The organism is Shewanella sp. 10N.286.52.E4 (assembly GCF_041468785.1).
Taxonomy (GTDB): domain Bacteria; phylum Pseudomonadota; class Gammaproteobacteria; order Enterobacterales; family Shewanellaceae; genus Shewanella; species Shewanella electrodiphila.
The window spans coordinates 87,762-105,323 of sequence record NZ_JBFRJJ010000022.1; the positions used below are offsets into that span (position 1 = coordinate 87,762).

The 17,562-nt window shown below is 38.7% G+C and carries 17 protein-coding genes and 1 pseudogene; 11 read left to right on the top strand and 7 right to left on the bottom strand.

All coding sequences use genetic code 11. The features are described from left to right. Positions 1-180: 180 nt before the first annotated feature. Positions 181-741, bottom strand: coding sequence for a DUF4136 domain-containing protein (locus AB4153_RS12095; RefSeq protein WP_371997618.1), 561 nt, complete (start codon positions 739-741; stop codon positions 181-183). 299 nt (positions 742-1,040) lie between these two features. Between AB4153_RS12095 and yciH the strand changes: the two genes are divergently transcribed. From yciH to ruvX, 3 genes are all read left to right on the top strand, one after another. Then, positions 1,041-1,370: a stress response translation initiation inhibitor YciH gene (gene yciH / locus AB4153_RS12100; RefSeq protein ID WP_102528651.1), complete on the top strand. Its 330-nt coding sequence runs from the start codon at positions 1,041-1,043 to the stop codon at positions 1,368-1,370. A 79-nt stretch (positions 1,371-1,449) separates the two neighbouring features. Beyond that, a complete protein-coding gene (locus AB4153_RS12105; RefSeq protein WP_102528652.1) occupies positions 1,450-2,010 on the top strand; it encodes a YqgE/AlgH family protein in 561 nt (186 codons plus the stop codon). A gap of 177 nt (positions 2,011-2,187) precedes the next feature. Further along, positions 2,188-2,613, top strand: a complete 426-nt coding sequence (gene ruvX, locus AB4153_RS12110) for a Holliday junction resolvase RuvX (RefSeq protein WP_371997620.1) — start codon at positions 2,188-2,190, stop codon at positions 2,611-2,613. A 177-nt stretch (positions 2,614-2,790) separates the two neighbouring features. Here ruvX and hemH read toward each other — a convergent pair whose 3' ends face one another. From hemH to AB4153_RS12130, 4 genes are all read right to left on the bottom strand, one after another. Next, positions 2,791-3,804 (bottom strand): ferrochelatase, encoded by a 1,014-nt coding sequence (gene hemH, locus AB4153_RS12115; RefSeq protein WP_371997621.1) that lies wholly within the window; start codon positions 3,802-3,804, stop codon positions 2,791-2,793. Positions 3,805-4,050: 246 nt separating this feature from the next. Next, entirely contained in the window at positions 4,051-4,596 is a 546-nt protein-coding gene (locus AB4153_RS12120; RefSeq protein ID WP_229367648.1) for a glutathione peroxidase, read from the bottom strand. A 381-nt stretch (positions 4,597-4,977) separates the two neighbouring features. After that, the gene (locus AB4153_RS12125) at positions 4,978-6,090 is read right to left on the bottom strand and encodes a PilT/PilU family type 4a pilus ATPase (protein ID WP_102528656.1); all 1,113 of its coding nucleotides are present in this window, start codon (positions 6,088-6,090) and stop codon (positions 4,978-4,980) included. An 11-nt stretch (positions 6,091-6,101) separates the two neighbouring features. Continuing rightward, positions 6,102-7,139 (bottom strand): type IV pilus twitching motility protein PilT, encoded by a 1,038-nt coding sequence (locus tag AB4153_RS12130; RefSeq protein WP_102528657.1) that lies wholly within the window; start codon positions 7,137-7,139, stop codon positions 6,102-6,104. Between the two features lie 35 nt (positions 7,140-7,174). On the opposite strand from AB4153_RS12130, the gene AB4153_RS12135 reads away from it, so the two are divergent. From AB4153_RS12135 to AB4153_RS12170, 8 genes and pseudogenes are all read left to right on the top strand, one after another. Continuing rightward, positions 7,175-7,864 (top strand): YggS family pyridoxal phosphate-dependent enzyme, encoded by a 690-nt coding sequence (locus AB4153_RS12135; RefSeq protein WP_371997624.1) that lies wholly within the window; start codon positions 7,175-7,177, stop codon positions 7,862-7,864. A gap of 229 nt (positions 7,865-8,093) precedes the next feature. Next, entirely contained in the window at positions 8,094-8,912 is an 819-nt protein-coding gene (proC, locus tag AB4153_RS12140) for a pyrroline-5-carboxylate reductase (RefSeq protein WP_153914034.1), read from the top strand. Positions 8,913-8,985: 73 nt separating this feature from the next. Beyond that, positions 8,986-9,534 (top strand): YggT family protein, encoded by a 549-nt coding sequence (locus tag AB4153_RS12145; protein WP_229367656.1) that lies wholly within the window; start codon positions 8,986-8,988, stop codon positions 9,532-9,534. 24 nt (positions 9,535-9,558) lie between these two features. After that, positions 9,559-9,844, top strand: a pseudogene (yggU, locus tag AB4153_RS12150) (DUF167 family protein YggU). 140 nt (positions 9,845-9,984) lie between these two features. Beyond that, a complete protein-coding gene (locus tag AB4153_RS12155; RefSeq protein ID WP_102528662.1) occupies positions 9,985-10,431 on the top strand; it encodes a DUF4426 domain-containing protein in 447 nt (148 codons plus the stop codon). A gap of 174 nt (positions 10,432-10,605) precedes the next feature. Then, positions 10,606-11,202, top strand: coding sequence for an RdgB/HAM1 family non-canonical purine NTP pyrophosphatase (rdgB, locus tag AB4153_RS12160; RefSeq protein WP_102528663.1), 597 nt, complete (start codon positions 10,606-10,608; stop codon positions 11,200-11,202). Positions 11,203-11,207: 5 nt separating this feature from the next. Then, positions 11,208-12,347 (top strand): radical SAM family heme chaperone HemW, encoded by a 1,140-nt coding sequence (gene hemW / locus AB4153_RS12165; RefSeq protein ID WP_371997626.1) that lies wholly within the window; start codon positions 11,208-11,210, stop codon positions 12,345-12,347. A 265-nt stretch (positions 12,348-12,612) separates the two neighbouring features. Further along, the gene (locus AB4153_RS12170) at positions 12,613-14,466 is read left to right on the top strand and encodes a DUF885 family protein (protein ID WP_371997627.1); all 1,854 of its coding nucleotides are present in this window, start codon (positions 12,613-12,615) and stop codon (positions 14,464-14,466) included. 580 nt (positions 14,467-15,046) lie between these two features. Here the strand turns inward: AB4153_RS12170 and AB4153_RS12175 are convergent. Continuing rightward, complete coding sequence (locus tag AB4153_RS12175; protein ID WP_102528666.1) at positions 15,047-15,988, bottom strand: LysR family transcriptional regulator; 942 nt, start codon at positions 15,986-15,988, stop codon at positions 15,047-15,049. A gap of 543 nt (positions 15,989-16,531) precedes the next feature. Further along, positions 16,532-17,362 carry a YggN family protein gene (locus AB4153_RS12180; protein WP_371997628.1) on the bottom strand — a complete coding sequence of 277 codons (831 nt, stop codon included), beginning with the start codon at positions 17,360-17,362 and terminating at the stop codon, positions 16,532-16,534. Positions 17,363-17,562 lie beyond the last annotated feature (200 nt).

Below are 17,562 nucleotides of genomic sequence, written 5' to 3' on the forward strand. Positions count from 1 at the left end.
TATCTCTAACGCTCTTTGCATCATAAAAATTGATGTAATACTCACAAATTAGAAAAAATTTTCCAATAAAAAAGCCAACTCTTTATGAGCTGGCTCACCGTTGCAACATTTATAAAACATCTTTAAAAGCATCAAGTCTATTTAACTAAAAACATTTCCAAAAAAGATGTAACAAACGGTTTATTTCACTTCAGGCTTCGGCGGGAAGTTCATCATCACTTCACCAATGGCATGATTGATGATTTCTACGCGCTCTTCTGGTGTGTTTTGATCACGAATAGTGTCAGCTACACTGCCACGCCATACAAGGTTGCCGGTTTTCTTATCAACTAAATCTACAATCAACGTACCTACTTCGTACTCACGAACCGTAGTTTGAGTGTTCATACCTGCACCACCCCAGCCACGACGGCCATAGTATGGGTAATAACCGTAATTGGTATTAAACGTATCTACATTAATCTTTTTATTGACCTTGGTCAGGTAGTTAACCAGTAAATCAGCTTGCTCTACTTCGACTTTTGACAAACCTTTTTGAGTGAGTTGTGAATTAACGGCTTCTCTCACTCGTTGGTCCATTAAACCATCGAGATGGTAGGTGCTATCTTCATTTTTCTTTTCTACCCAAGCAAAGCTTTTGTATTGATCAAATGAAACGGCAGGATCGTAGTCACTACTGGTCTTCAGTGTACTACAAGCACTTAATGCTAAAACGGCGGCAGCAACGAAAAGCTTTTTCATATTAACTCCAAATGGCAACAAGCAAACAAGTTGTTTTCATTTACTATTTAATGATTATATTCTGATTAATAATTAGCTTACCTAGGTAAACCTTAATCATCAACTGATTATATAAACAAAATGTGTCTAGTTCTGGTTATTTACAGAAAGCTTAATACGAGTACCTCAGAAAATAAACATAACTCATTGAGTTTTATATATCTTATCCTAAATCATTTCAAAGTTACTGAACCGTTCTCTTTAGCAGCATCATTTAGTTTGCTAAACTATTACTAACACTTTCTTACTTTTGTTACTTTATGAGAATTGATCCAAATATTTCCTTAGTTTACAGCACTGATGGCGGTAAAATTGAACAACCCAAAGTTGAGGCTTCTCCCCCTGAAGGTGATGGTATTGTCAGGATCCATAAAGACAGTAAAGGCCGTAAAGGAAAAGGGGTCAGTGTTATAAAAGGTTTGGGTTTGGCACCAAAAGAACTTAAGGCTTTAGCCCAAAAACTCAAAAAACAGTGTGGTTGTGGCGGCACTGTCAAAGATTTTGATATTGAAGTTCAAACAGATGACCGTGATAAAATTAAAGCGTTATTAGAAAAGCAAAACTACACCGTCAAGCTGGCTGGCGGTTAATATTGCGCTCAATTGATTTATCGGACGTATACCTTGCTTAGAACAGCATCCAACTTACGTATATGCACAAGGATTTTTTATGGATAGCTTACAAGGTCATCTATTAATTGCTATGCCCTCATTAGAAGATACTTTCTTCGAGCGCTCTGTCATCTATATTTGCGAGCATAATGATAAAGGCGCAATGGGTGTGATGATTAACCGCCCTACCAATATTGTTATTGATGAATTACTGGATCAAATTGGCTTAACTAATGAGTCTGAACTGAGTTTGGATCTCGAAGGTCCAGTTTTACTCGGTGGACCTGTTGATACAGATAGAGGCTTTGTGCTACATACGCCACAAGAGCAATGGGTTAATAGTGAGTCAATCAGTGACTTTTGTATGTTAACCACTTCACGTGATGTGCTAAACTCACTTGGAACCAAAGCGTCACCAAAACAATTTGTCGTTGCCCTTGGCTACTCTGGCTGGAGTAAAGATCAACTTGAACAAGAACTAGCTGATAATACATGGTTAACTATACCTGCCACTTCTGAGTTACTCTTCGGTCAGGATGTTGAGCAACTATGGACTGAGGCGACGAAAAAGTTAGGGTTTGATATTTGGCAAATATCTTCTCAAGTTGGCCACTCATAACGTTTAAAACGTGTTGTTTAACCTTTAGTAATTTACTTATTTATTTACTCATTTTAGTTACTTATTTTAGTTACTTGCTCATTTTATTTTTTAGCGACTTGCAATGCATTCGCATCCCACATTTCTCTATGCCAGTCATTTAGGTTTTAATCAGCTGGTTTTTTTAAAGGCAAAAATATGCAATCAAAAACCGTTTTAGGGTTTGATTTTGGAACTAAAAGTATTGGAGTGGCTGTAGGTCAAGAAGTAACAGCCAGCGCAGCGCCAGTTTCTGCAATTAAAGCCAATGATGGCATTCCAAACTGGGATGACATTGAAGCAATCATTAAGGAATGGCAACCTGATCTAGTCGTCGTTGGCCTTCCGCTTAATATGGATGGCACTGAGCAAGAGATGACTCAGCGCGCGAGAAAGTTTGCTAACCGCATTAGTGGTCGCTTTGGAGTAAAGGTCGCGACACAGGATGAAAGGCTCACTACTACTGATGCTAAAGCGCGTCTTTTTGAGCTCGGCGGCTACAAAAAGCTTACAAAAGGTCAAGTGGATGCTGTATCTGCTGTACTGATTATTGAGAGCTACTTTGAAAATCAATTTGCCGATTAAAAAATTTAGCTAGAAATTTCAATACAAAAAAGGAGCCATTTAGGCTCCTTTTTAATTTAAGATATTAGACTTTAGATACAAGCTTTTAGATATAAAGCTTTAAATACAAAGTTTTAGATACAAAGCTTTAAATACAAAGCTTTAAATAAAAAACCTAAGATGTTTGGCTTCAGAAACTTAAAGGTAAGGCTTAACCAAATTTGCCATCATATTGATGTGGGCATCATTATCATTTAAACATTCGATATAACGGAATTTCTTACCACCTGCTTGTTCAAACACTTCTCGGTTTTCACCTTTAATCTCTTCAAGTGTTTCTAGGCAGTCAGCGCTAAATGCTGGGCATACGACAGCAATGTCATTCACACCTTCTTTTGGTAATGCTTCCATTGTCGCATCGGTATATGGCTGCAACCATTTAGCTTTGCCAAAGCGCGACTGGAACGTCATCACATATTCTTTTTCATCTAAACCTAGTTTTTCAACCACTAAACGAGTTGTTTTTACACAAAAACAATAATATGGATCGCCTAAATGTAAATTACGTTCTGGCATGCCGTGGTAAGACAACACCAGTTTTTCAGGTTTACCATTCTGGTCAAAATCCGCTTGTATTGATTCAGCTAGCGCATCAATAAAGGTTGGGTCGTCATGATAGGTATTGATAAAGTGCAGTGCCGGAATATAGCGCCACTTACATAGCTCTTTTGCAATCGCGTCAAATGCTGATGCTGTTGTAGGAGCAGCATATTGAGGATAAAGCGGTAAAACAACGATTCTATCAATGCCATCTTTATGCATTTTTTGAAGTACAGAAGGCGTTGAAGGATTACCATAACGCATTGATAAGTGCACCGATGCATCAACATCATTATCAGCAAATAACTTTGCTAATTTACCTTGTTGTTTAAGACTTATATCCATCAAAGGGGAACCATCTTCAGCCCACACTTCTTTGTATAAAGCTGCAGATTTTGCAGGACGAACACGTAAAATAATACCGTGCAGAATACACATCCAAACTAGCTTGGGGATTTCTACAACACGAGGATCAGCTAAAAACTCAGCTAAATACCTTCTAACCGCTGATGGTGTAGGTTCATCGGGTGTGCCTAAATTCATTAATAACACGCCAGTTTTACCGCGTGACTTGTGGCCGTCTTCTTTACTTAAACCAGAAAATTTATACAAAACTGTCTCCGAAAAATTCCATCACAGGGTGAGCGATTAAACTCACTCAGATGCTAAAGTCTGTCGCATGCTCAAAACTAGTTATTAGTTACTATTGCTAGTTACTATTACTAGTTGTTATTAGTGAGTATTATTAGTCACTATTATTATAACTCGCTCTCATCATTACTGATTTAAAGTGCAAGGCTTGTATTGCTCACTAAATAGCTAGATTGTAAATAATTAGTTTTATTCACGATGCAAAATTTATAGCACTGACTCTATCGCTTTTTTCAGTTCTTCGCTATCCGGTTTTACTCGAGAGTTGAATTGCTGCACACTTTCGCCATCTGCACTGACTAAGTATTTGTAAAAGTTCCATTTAGGTGCTGCTGTCTTGTCACCCAAATAAGCGAATACAGAGTTAACATCACTTCCTCTAACCGCTGATGTTGACACCATAGTAAAGGTCACGCCGTAATTGACGAAACAAACATCAGCAGTTTTTGCTTCATCATCTTCTTCTTGAAAGAAATCATCAGATGGAAAACCAATCACCACTAGGTCATCTTCATATTCTTTATGCAGTGCTTCTAACGCTTCAAACTGAGGCGTAAAGCCGCAATTACTAGCTGTGTTAACAATCAATACCGGTTTACCGTTAGTCACCTCACACAAGTCAACGACTTCATCAGAATGTAATTTTCTGGCTTCTACATTTAGATAATCAGGACAGCTATTTGCAAATACGCTAGGTGCTAAAAAAGAGCTCGTTAAAGCAAGTAAGCTAGAGGTTAATAGAAGCTTTTTCATAATGTTCCCTTTGATTGTTATCCAATAATTTGGGTATCGGCTTAAGTTCATATGTGCAAAGCAATCACTTTGCGAATCATAATCATATAATCGATTATACGTTGTTCTTATAAAAGCAGATCATCGATAGTGTAAATAATCACTTCAATACTTCCAGCCTTATCTTCTAGTCACAGCTTCTAGTACAGCTTCTAGTACAGCTTCTAGTACAGCTTCTAGGCACAGCTTCTAGACAGTAATGTTAAAGCTATATAAGTTACAGCCATAAAAAAACCAAAGTGAACCCACTTTGGTTTTTATATACTGCTATTCACTATCTGGTCTTAATCTCACTAAGGCTAATTCTAGTCTTAATATGACTAATTTTAGTCAAGACTCAATTTAACCTAAATCTAAAGTCACGCCATCCATCAAGCCTGAACCACTTGTTTCATTAGTTTGCAGTTTAATCATCAAGCGTAAATCATTTGGAGAATCAGCATGGTGTAATGCATCTGCATAGCTGATTTCTTTTTCTAAATATAAATCCAGCAAGGCTTGGTCAAAGGTTTGCATTCCTTGCTCACGAGATTTACTCATGGTTTCTTTAAGTAAATGCAGCTCATTTTTCGCAATCAAACTTGCAATACGAGGGGTGTTAATCAAAACTTCAATTGCTGCACGACGCCCTGAACCATCAGACTTAGCCACAAGCTGCTGAGCTACAATGCCACGTAAATTAAGCGATAAGTCAAACAGTAATTGATTATGCTTACTTTCTGGCACCAAATGCATAATACGATCTAACGCTTGGTTAGCATTGTTGGCGTGCAAGGTTGCCATACATAAGTGACCTGTCTCAGCAAACGCCAGCGCAAACTCCATGGTTTCTTGAGTTCGGATCTCACCAATCAAAATAACATCTGGCGCCTGACGCAGTGAGCTTTTAAGTGCAGCGTCAAAAGAATCAGTATCAATACCAACTTCACGTTGAGTAATAATACTTTTTCTATGGTCGTGAACAAATTCTACAGGGTCTTCAATTGTCAAAATGTGGCCGCGAGCATGAGCATTTCGATAACCCACTAATGATGCCAATGAAGTTGACTTACCAGTACCTGTACCACCAACCATAATAATCAAGCCACGTTTACTCATGACTAAGTCTTTTAAGATTGGTGGCAGCTTTAAATCATCAACTTCAGGTATTTTTGTCTCAATGCGGCGCATAACACAGCCAGGAGACTCACGTTGCCAAAAAGCACTGACACGAAATCGACCTAAATCTTTTGCTGCAAATGCAAAGTTACATTCACGCGAGTCATGAAACTCTTGTTTTTGCACATCAGTCATTAAAGACTCAACAAAATCCAAAGACTGCTCTGGGTTAAAACTGGTTTCAGAAAGCGGTCTTAGCTCACCATCAATTTTTGCACTTGGCGGGAATCCCGCGGTCACAAATAAATCAGAGGCTTTTCGGTCAACCATGACCTTTAAAAAAGGACGTACATCCATTCAATTAACCCTTAAAAGTTAGCTTGTTTATTCGAGCTCTTAGACATTGCATCATCACGGGTAATTAAACCGCGATTCACTAAATTTTGTAAACACTGCTCAAGGGTTTGCATGCCATGTGACATACCCGTTTGAATTGCTGAGTACATTTGTGCGACTTTATCTTCACGGATCAAGTTACGAATCGCCGGTGTCCCCATCATAATTTCATGTGCAGCGACTCGACCTCCGCCCACTTTCTTAATCAGAGTTTGTGAAATTACTGCCTGAAGTGATTCAGATAACATGGTTCGTACCATATCTTTTTCACCGGCTGGGAATACATCGACAATACGGTCAACGGTTTTTGCCGCTGAGGTGGTATGCAAAGTGCCAAACACTAAGTGACCGGTTTCTGCTGCGGTCATTGCTAATCGAATGGTTTCAAGGTCACGCATCTCACCCACAAGAATTACATCGGGATCTTCACGAAGTGCTGAACGCAAAGCAGCATCAAAACCATGAGTGTGTTTATGGACTTCACGCTGGTTAACCAAACACTGTTTGTTTTGATGTACGAATTCTATTGGGTCTTCGATGGTCAAAATGTGATCATGGCGTTCATTGTTAATATAATCAACCATTGCCGCTAGCGTGGTCGACTTACCTGAACCTGTAGGGCCTGTTACCAATACAAGGCCACGGGGGAAACTTGATATTTTCTTAAAGATTTCTGGAGCACCAAGTTGCTCTAATGATAAAATTTCACTTGGAATGGTACGGAACACTGCACCAGCACCACGAGATTGGTTAAATGCATTCACACGAAAACGCGCAAGGTTAGGTACTTCAAACGAGAAATCGATTTCTAAATGTTCTTCAAAGTCCTTACGTTGTTTATCATTCATGATGTCATACACTAAACCGTGCACGGCTTGATGATCTAATGCAGGTAAATTAATTTTTCTGACTTCACCATCTACACGGATCATTGGCGATACGCCTGCTGAAAGGTGTAGATCCGAGGCATTGTGCTTTACACTAAAGGCAAGTAACTCAGTTATTTCCATGGTCAATGACATCCATTTAAACAAATAAAAACAATATGACAACAATAGCAGACCGAATATCAATCGCCCAGAGCCAAATCGCTCAAGCGGCGCAAAATTGTTCACGTAACAGTGAAGAAGTCACTCTTCTTGCGGTAAGTAAAACTAAACCCATTGAAGATATCATTGCGGCATACGAGGCTGGTCAGCGATGCTTTGGTGAAAACTACGTCCAAGAAGGCGAAGAAAAAGTCATCGCCTTAAGTCAAAGCCACCCAGATATTGAATGGCATTTTATTGGCCCGCTGCAATCCAATAAGTCACGCATTATTGCTGAGCATTTTGATTGGATGCATACCTTAAGTCGCGAGAAAATTGCTACACGGCTTAATGAGCAACGACCTGATGACAAATTACCACTGCAAGTGTGTATCCAAGTTAATGTCAGTAATGAAGCCAGTAAATCTGGCGTTAGTTCTGAAGAGGTTAATCATCTTGCACAAATAATTGATAAGTTACCTCATCTTACTTTGCGCGGCTTAATGGCAATTCCAACAGCAACTGAAGATGTAAACTTGCAAAGGCAAGAATTTGCTCAACTTGAAAACTTATATCTTGAACTTAAACAACAATACCTTAGTGTAGACACTCTTTCGATGGGCATGAGCAGCGACTTAACTATCGCTATTGAACACGGTTCAACCATGGTCAGAATTGGCACTGCGATATTTGGGTCAAGAGCTTAAGTTTTGAAGTGACTAATAATTTTGAAGCGACTAATAGATTTGAAACGTCTAATTAAAAAGTCAGCTTTAAATGTAAGTACACACTTTTATCAAGTGATGGCTATGTTTTTAAGCTGTTATTCATGAAGGATAATTTATAATGACAGCCTTGTAATGAGCCATGAAAGCCCAAATATAAGACTCCTACACGTACTCAACGAGTACATAAAATTAAAAGTGATTTAACCTTATGACTCAAGCAAAAGTATGTTTTATCGGTGCGGGCAACATGCCGCGAGCTATCATTAGCGGTTTAGTGACCAACGGATACCCTGCTGATAAAGTTCACGCAACGAACCCAAGTGTCGGCAAGTTAGATGCGCTAAAAGCAGATTTTGGTATTCAAGTTTCTCACGACAATGTTGCAGCTGCGGATGATGCAGATGTGATAGTACTCAGCGTAAAACCGCAGTTAATGCAAATGGTGTGTGAGCAACTAAGTCATTTAGATTTATCCAATAAGTTATTAGTTACTATCGCTGCAGGCATTCCTGCGGCGCGTTATCAAGATTACTTTAAGCAACCAATTAAACTTATTCGCACTATGCCAAATACACCAACCCAAATTGGTGTTGGCATGACTGGATTATTTGCTGACGACTCAATCTCAGCTGAGCATAAACAAATTTGTGAAACCTTAATGAAAACCGGTGGCGAAGTTGTTTGGGTAAAAACTGAAGATGAGCTTAATCAAGTTATCGCGTTAGCTGGCAGCTCACCTGCATATTTTTTCTTGTTTATTGAGTCGATGATCCAACACGGCATTAAAACAGGGCTTGATGAGCAAACGGCTCGAGCTTTAGCTCAACAAGCTGCATTAGGTGCTGCGCAAATGGTCGTGCAAAACCCTCAGCTATCATTAGAGAAGTTACGCACCAATGTTATGTCTAAAGGTGGCACGACTGCTCGCGCAGTTGAGACGCTTGAAGAAGGCGATTTACGTGGGTTAGTTGACCAAGCAATGACGAACTGCATAAAACGAGCAGAAGAAATGGCAAAAACATTTTAAAATTATACGGATTCAGCGACACTGTCACTATTAATGACATGTTATACGCACCAACCAAACAAGGCACTTAATAATGAATGCAATGCAATTTCTCGTTACCACGGTTTTTGACCTTTACCTTATGGTGGTAATTTTACGTTTTTGGCTTCAACTTGCTAGAGCTGACTTTTATAATCCATTTAGTCAATTTATCGTAAAAGCGACTCAACCTATTATTGCACCTATGCGCCGTGTTTTACCTTCCATTGGTGTCATTGATACAGCATCAATCGTACTTGCACTTATTGTGGTCTTGGTGAAGTTTTTGACCTTATCTTTACTGGTTGATTTAAAAATCGATGCGGTATCATTACTGATTTTATCTTTAGTTTCGGTGATTAAAGAAGCAGGTGTTTTACTGTTCTGGGTATTAATTATCCGCGCATTACTAAGCTGGTTTAATCAAGGACATAATCCGATTGTGATGGTGATGGACCAATTAACAGAGCCGTTTTTACGTCCTGTTCGTAAAATCCTTCCTCCAATGGGCGGACTTGATTTATCAGTCATGCTGGTATTAATTGCGATGAACTTTATCAATATTTTATTCGCGCAATATATTCCGTTTTGGAATGCGGTTTAACCCTTCAAACTGGGATTAACCATAATGAGTGCAATCATTCAGCAACAGAACGATTTGTTGCTGAATCTTTATATTCAGCCTAAGCAGTCGAGATAAGATCATCGGTCTGCATGGCGATGAGTTAAAAATTGCTATTACTGCACCGCCAATCGACGGTAAAGCCAATAGCCATTTGATTAAATATTTAGCTAAAGCCTTCAAAGTTCCTAAAGCGGATGTCGTAATCTTAAAAGGCCTTCAAGGTCGGCATAAACAAGTCCAAATATCCATGCCTAAACAAATTCCTATTGAATTATCTCACTTACTGTAAAGCAATAAATTCAAAGTTTACTCATTAAACTTACTTAGTTTTGTATGAAAATAAGGTGAGTTTGATTAAAATTCTCTATACTTAGGTCTACACTCCATTAGTGAATCACCTCTTGCAAGAGTCGATCAAGGATCACGATTATGTTTCGCACTATCATTTTAAGTTTATTGGTTGTTTTAGGCCTGTCACTCGGACTATCAAATACCGCCCAAGCAGAACAAAAACAGCAAGTAGGTAACTTTGATATCCATTACATGGCATTAAGCAGCACATTTATCACCCCAAGTATTGCAAAAACCTACGGTATTGAACGAAGCAATTATAATGGCATCGTAAATATTGCAGTATTAGATACCAGTAAAGAGGGTAACCCGCCTGTAGCAATTGAAATCTCAGGTGTGGCGAACAACTTACTTGATGCAAGAATTACATTAGATTTTAAAGAAATCCGTGAGGGCAAAGCCATTTATTATATTGCCCAAGTACCATACCGTGACGACCAAGAAATCAATTTCAACATTGCCATTAAGCATGGGAATAAACTCAATACAGCACTTAAATTTAAGCAAAAATTTTACGTTGAATAATCAGAAACGTGCAGCAAAAACATTCTACAAAGCCAATTCTAGTATGATTGGCTTTATTTTTATCAGTCCATAAACCATCACCTATTATCATCTTTTGAGCTATCTATCAGCTAAACGCTTAGGTATCATTAGCCAAATTTTCAAGTACCATTTTCCATCCACTAAGGTATTCCCATGCAGCAAATTGTTTTAGCCAGCGGTAACAAAGGTAAACTTAAAGAATTTGACCAAATGTTGTCACAATTTAATATCCAAGTATTGCCACAAAACCAATTCAATGTACCTGAAGTGGCTGAAACAGGAACAACCTTTATTGAAAATGCCATCATCAAAGCAAGACACGCAGCAGAAATAACCGGAAAAGCAGCCATTGCGGATGATTCAGGTTTAGAAGTTGATGCGCTTCAAGGAGCTCCAGGAATATACTCTGCTCGATATGGCGGAGAAGATGCGACAGAAAAAGACAGATACCTAAAATTACTCAATGCACTCGAAGGCCAAACCGAGCGTAATGCACGTTTCCAATGTGTATTGGTTTATATGCGTCATGCTAAAGATCCAACCCCGATTGTTTGCCAAGCAGCTTGGGAAGGAAAAATCGGCACTGTACCTCAAGGCGAGCAAGGTCATGGCTATGATCCTGTTTTCATTCCTGAAGGTTTTGATTGCTCAGCGGCAGAGCTAAGTAGTGAACAAAAAAATCAACTAAGCCACCGTGGTTTAGCATTGAATTTATTGGCTGATGCACTTAAAGCTAAAGGGATCATCTAAGCATTATGTTAACCCTACCACCACTTAGCCTTTATATTCATATACCTTGGTGTGTGCAAAAGTGCCCTTATTGCGATTTTAACTCCCATGGTCAGCAAGGTGAATTACCTCAAGCTCAATATGTCGAAGCCTTACTGCAAGATTTACACAATGACTTAGGTTATGTTCAAAACCGTAAGCTGCACAGCATTTTTATTGGTGGTGGTACGCCTTCATTGTTTGATGCCAAACAAATAAAGGTCATTCTTGACGGCGCTAGAAAAGCTATTGGTTTTGAAGATGATATTGAAATCACCATGGAGGCCAACCCTGGCACTTTAGAGCATGATGATTTTGCCGCCTATCAAGCAGCAGGCGTAACGCGTTTATCTATTGGCGTACAAAGTTTTTCTAAAGATAAGCTCAATTTACTTGGCCGCATTCATGATGAAAACGAAGCTGTCACTGCTGCTAATACTGCATCAAAATCAGGCTATAACAGTTTTAACCTTGATCTCATGCATGGCCTACCAAATCAAAGCTTTGATGAGGCAATGGCGGATATTGATACTGCAGCAGAGTTAATGCCACCTCACCTTTCTTGGTATCAACTCACTATTGAACCCAATACGCTTTTTCACTCAAAACCGCCACAACTCCCTGACGATGAAAACCTTTGGCACATTTATGAACAAGGCCAAAAGAAACTTGCGGCATTAGGTTACCAACAATATGAAATCTCGGCTTATGCCAAACCAGGGTTTCAATGCCGTCATAATTTAAATTACTGGCAGTTTGGTGACTACCTTGGCATTGGCTGTGGCGCTCACGGTAAAATCACCCAACCTGAAAAAGATGTGATTACCCGTACTGTAAAAATCAAACACCCTAAGGGCTACTTAAATACTGAAGACTACACTTTTGAAACCTCAGAAGTACTCCCAGAAGATAGAGCGCTTGAATATTTGATGAACAGGTTGCGACTGATGACGCCGATCCCTAAAGTTGAGTTTGAGCAACGCACCGGTTTATCTGCAGATGTGCTTACTGATGGAATAAATAAATCTATCTCAAGAGGCTTATTAACTGAATCAGAGAACCATTGGCAGTTAACATCTAAAGGCCACATGTTCGTCAATGACTTATTATCGCAATTTATAGATTAATTCAGTCAGTAACTCATTGGGTAATTCATTTAAAAACTCATTACAGTATAAGTTCAGCAAATAGTGCCTAATAGCCACCACTTGAACCAAGTCGGTGGCTTTTTAATGCTCGCAGCAATACTGAATCTAATAAACCGCAAGCTTTAAGCAACATTTAATACACAATTGCTAACATTTCACTTTACCCTTTTTCGCTTTGCTCTATTAGGATATCAATCAATATTAATAAACGCTTACTTCTATCCCTCGTTTACGGAAACCCACTATGCTACTAAAAACTAAAACGACAATAATAGCCGTTGCATTATCTAGCTTATTATCTACCTCTGCTTTGGCCCATGGAACGGACAACCATGCAGTTAAAAGCGCAACTGAAACCACTAAAAAAGCCACAACGGAATCAGAAAAAGCCAATGAATTATTTGAAAACATTTTCATGGAAAATGTTATGGCTAGCCCTATCTCACAAACCTACATGCGTATTAAAACTGATTACGACAAATGGGGTGATTTCAGTGATAAAGCTGATGATGAAGCATTAGAGCGTACTAAAAAACACCTTAAACAACTCGAATCAATTGATGTCAGTAAACTTGATGTTCAAACTGCATTAAGTTTTAACCTAATGAAACAAGGGTTAGAACAAGACATTGCTGATGATAAATGGCGTTACCATACCTATCCAGTTAACCAAATGTACGGCAGCCATACTTTTATCGCGACATTCTTGATTAATCAACACCAAGTATCAAGCGTTAGCGATGCTGAAGCTTATATCAGTCGTTTAAATGGCGTTAAGCATGCTAGTAAGCAGTTAGTTGATGCTTTAAAGCTTCGTGCTGATAAAGGCGTAATCGCACCTAAGTTTGTTTTCCCATATGTCATTTCAGACAGTGAAAATATTATTACTGGCGCTCCTTTTAGCGACACTGAAGAAAAGAGCACTCTGTGGGCTGACATCAACAAAAAGGTTACTGCCTTAGATGCGCCTCAAGCTAAAAAAGATGAATTACTTGCTGCAGCTAAAAAAGCCCTCGTTGACAGTGTTCAACCAGCCTATACCGATCTTATCGCTTATCTTAATGAACTTGAGAAAAAAGCCGATACTCGTGATGGTGTTTGGAAACTGCCTGAAGGTGATGACTTTTTCAATTTACGTTTAAGCCGTGTCACTACAACAGACATGAGCTCAGAAACAATTCATCAGTTAGGTTTATCTGAAGTTGCCCGTATTCATGACGAAATGCGCGAAATCATGAAGACAGTTAAATTTGATGGTGACTTACAAGAATTCATGGCATTTATGCGTGATGACGACCAGTTCTACTACCCAGCAACTGATGAAGGCAAGAGCCGTTACATGTCAGAAGCCAAAGCATTAATTGATAACATGGAGTCTCGTTTAGACGAAGTATTCAATATCAAACCAAAAGCTAAATTAGTAGTAAAACAAGTCGAAGCCTTCCGTGAAAAATCAGCGGGTAAAGCGTTTTACAATCAACCTGCACCAGATGGATCACAACCTGGTACCTACTACGCTAATCTATATGATATGAAAGCGATGCCGACTTACCAAATGGAAGCATTAGCTTACCATGAAGGTATTCCAGGACATCATATGCAAATTGCTATTGCACAAGAACTAGAAGGTATTCCTAAGTTCAGAAAGTACGGCGGTTATACTGCCTATATTGAAGGTTGGGGCTTATACACTGAATACTTCCCTAAAGAGATGGGCTTATATGCCGACCCATACTCTGACTTCGGCCGCTTAGCAATGGAACTTTGGCGCGCATGTCGTCTAGTGGTAGACACTGGTATCCATTCAGAAAAATGGACCCGTGAGCAAGGTATTCAGTACTATGTTGATAATACGCCAAACGCAGAGTCTGATGCAGTGAAAATGGTTGAACGTCATATCGTCATGCCAGGTCAAGCAACTGCTTACAAAGTGGGAATGATTAAGATTTTAGAGCTACGTGAGAATGCGAAGAAGCAGTTAGGTAACAAATTCGATATTCGTCAATTCCACACTCTCATTCTTGAGAATGGTCCTTTGCCGCTAGATATTCTAGAAACGAAGGTCAATGACTGGGTTAAAGCCACTAACGCTGCATAACCCCCCTTATAAAAACAAAAAACCACTGAGCTCAGTGGTTTTTTTATGCCTAAATTTTATTTTGACTAATACGCTATTAATAAGAAATGACAATAAGCAATGACAATAAGAAACGACTGAAGCGAATAAGCAAGCAGGAACAAAAAAGCGGTTGAGTGAATTTCAGGCAAAAATAACCCCAGCACTATGTCTGGGGTAAACCAATATAAACTAGGATGATGGTTTCAAAGCCGGCATTGTTCTAGTTTTAAAACCGTTGCCAGCAGTGATTCAAAATTTGCGAAGTTGCTGATTTGCACAAAAAGTCGAAAAGGGGTCATTTCTCAACAAGATGCGTGACTCAAACCATTCCGAATCAACTGAAATCTATTGTATTGATTTCAGAACATAGTTCAAGATGCGAGAATGAAATTGTTTTAATTTAAAGACAAAACCTTGCTGGACAATTTTTAATCACAAACAATTAAACCATTGTTTAAATTGAACAAATAAAAAAACCGCACTTAAAGGTGCGGTTTTGTTTTAAATTTTGAACAATGTTTCCATATATTCTTACGTCATTGACGACTTAAACTGGTAATTATTTACGCAATTTGTATAAATGGTCATATTTAGTGTCCCAGTATGGAGTACTACCAATATGGCCTTTAATGAAGTCGATGAATGAGCTCACCTTAGGTGCAAGATGCTTACGGCGTGGATAAACGGCTTGTAGAGGCAAGTTATTCGTTAACTGCCAATCTGGTAACAATGGTACTAAAGTGCCTTGTTCAATCTCATCTTCCAATAAGTAACTTGCTAAATATGCAATACCTAACCCGCTAACCGCTGCTGATTTAAGTGCTGGTGCATTGTCTACACGGAAGTTACCTGACACACCGATTTCGCAGTAATCATCACCTTTCTTGAACTGCCACATGCTGTGTTCATGCCACTCACCTTGATATACAAGACAGTTATGATCAACCAGCTGTTCAGGACGAGAAATGGTGCCATTTTGAGCGATGTACTCTGGCGATGCTGCAAGTAAGAACTGACACTTCATCAATGGACGAGCAACCATACCTAAAGGTAATTGCTCTGACATAGTTAATAATAAATCTAAGCCTTCGCTGACTACATCAACCTTGTGATCAAGTAAGCTGACTTGTAACTCAAGCTCAGGGTGTTTAGCCATAAACTCAGGTAAAGCCGGAATGATGTGCATGGTACCGAAAGATTGAGAAATACCCACTTTCAATACACCACGGGTCGCATCATTTAAATTATGTACACTTGCGACAGCTTGTTCAGCATCACGAAGCAACTCTTCACCTTGAATATAAAGCAAGTTACCTGCTTCTGTCAGACTCAGACTACGTGTAGTACGTTGAATCAGTTGAACCCCAAGTTTATGTTCAAGATCAGCAACCTGAGTACTTACTTTCGACTTAGATATACTCAATCTTCTGGCTGCGGCACTGAAACTACCAGCGCGGGCAACATGAGTAAAAATAGCAATAGGTTCTAACAGTTCTAACATGGGAGTCGCCTTAAGCTGTTTACGACATTAAAAATAGTTTTTGGAATGCCAATCACTGTAACTTATCCGAAACAATACCGAACAAGATTTAACCGATATAGCAGTGCAAAAATATATGCACGATTGACCAAAAAAGAAATTAAATTGTGATAGTCCGTTATCCTGTATAGCCAATCAAAACTAAAACAATAAGTTAATAGGATTAGCGATGCAGTCTTTTAATTTATGGAGTATACCAAAAAAATTACATATGGCTCTATATTTATAATATACAATTTTTTTATCAGAACAAATCATATCTTCAACAGAAGTGTAGTTGAATTAACATTTTAAAGGCTTTTTAAACGAAAAAGCCCCTGCATATGAATGCAGGGGAAGGTCAGGTGCATTTTGACAATGCTAGAAATTGAACAATCAAGATAATCAAATAAGTCACATCAAATTGCGCTAGCGGTGAACAACCTAATCAATTACCTATTAGTTAAATCAAATACTGATACTTATATATAAAATTCAATTCAACCAATTAACACTCAAGTAAACTTATTCGTATTGGGTATTATCCAATGTTGCAAGTTGGTATGAAGCAAGTTCAGGAATCGATTGACGAACTTCAGATTCAAGCACCATAAGCTCTTCAAAGTCAGCACAAATCTTTTCAGCTTTCGCTTCAATAGCCTCAGACTGATCTGCTATTTGCAATTCAATGTCTTCACCTACTCTTTCCATTTTGGTAGAAAATGCTTCCATTTTCTCTTCAAAACTTCCACCTTCAGATGACATCATTTCGGCGCCTAAAGCCATCATAAAGCTACCCATTGAATTCTTAATCATGGCTTCCATTTCTTGTTCAAAATCTTCATTAAATGCTTCTTCAATTGAAGATTCCGTAGCGCCTAAATAAAACTTGTCACCTTGTTGATAGGCCGCTTCATCAATACGAGTTTGAATGCCTGCTAACAGCTCATCTAATTTGGCGCCTGTTGCATCACCAAAAATTGGCGTAAGTGCTAGGCTCACAGCATCCGTTGCTAGTATTACAACTTCATTCACTAAATCGATAATTTCAGGAACTTGTTGAGATAACTCTTCTGAGTAATTGGTTAATAAGTTGCGTTGCTTATTATCTAAATCTATCTTGCTACCTTCGACATAAAGCTCACCCATTTCAACTCGATATAGCTCTTCGCCCTTTTCGCTGATTAACAGCTTCTTAGGTTCGACAGTCACATCATAGTTAAGAGTGACATTACATTGCTCGTCATCTAGTGACAGCTTTGCCATAGCAGGCGTGATTGCTCCGGCAGTAAAAATAAGACCTGATAAAGCAAGACCTTTAATTAATCCGTTGGTGAAATTAGTTTGAGTTTTCATTAGCTCTTCCCTTGCTGTAAATAAAACACAGTCATTAAGTTGTAGACTGAATTTTCAAATTTGATAATTAAACCGTTTATTACGATTAAACTTAAATTAGATAAAGCACAGCCCATGCCAACATTTAAAAAACCTTTATTTTCAAAGATTAAAGTGAACTAGGCGACGTTATAGACAAAGAAAGGAATTATGAAGTTAAC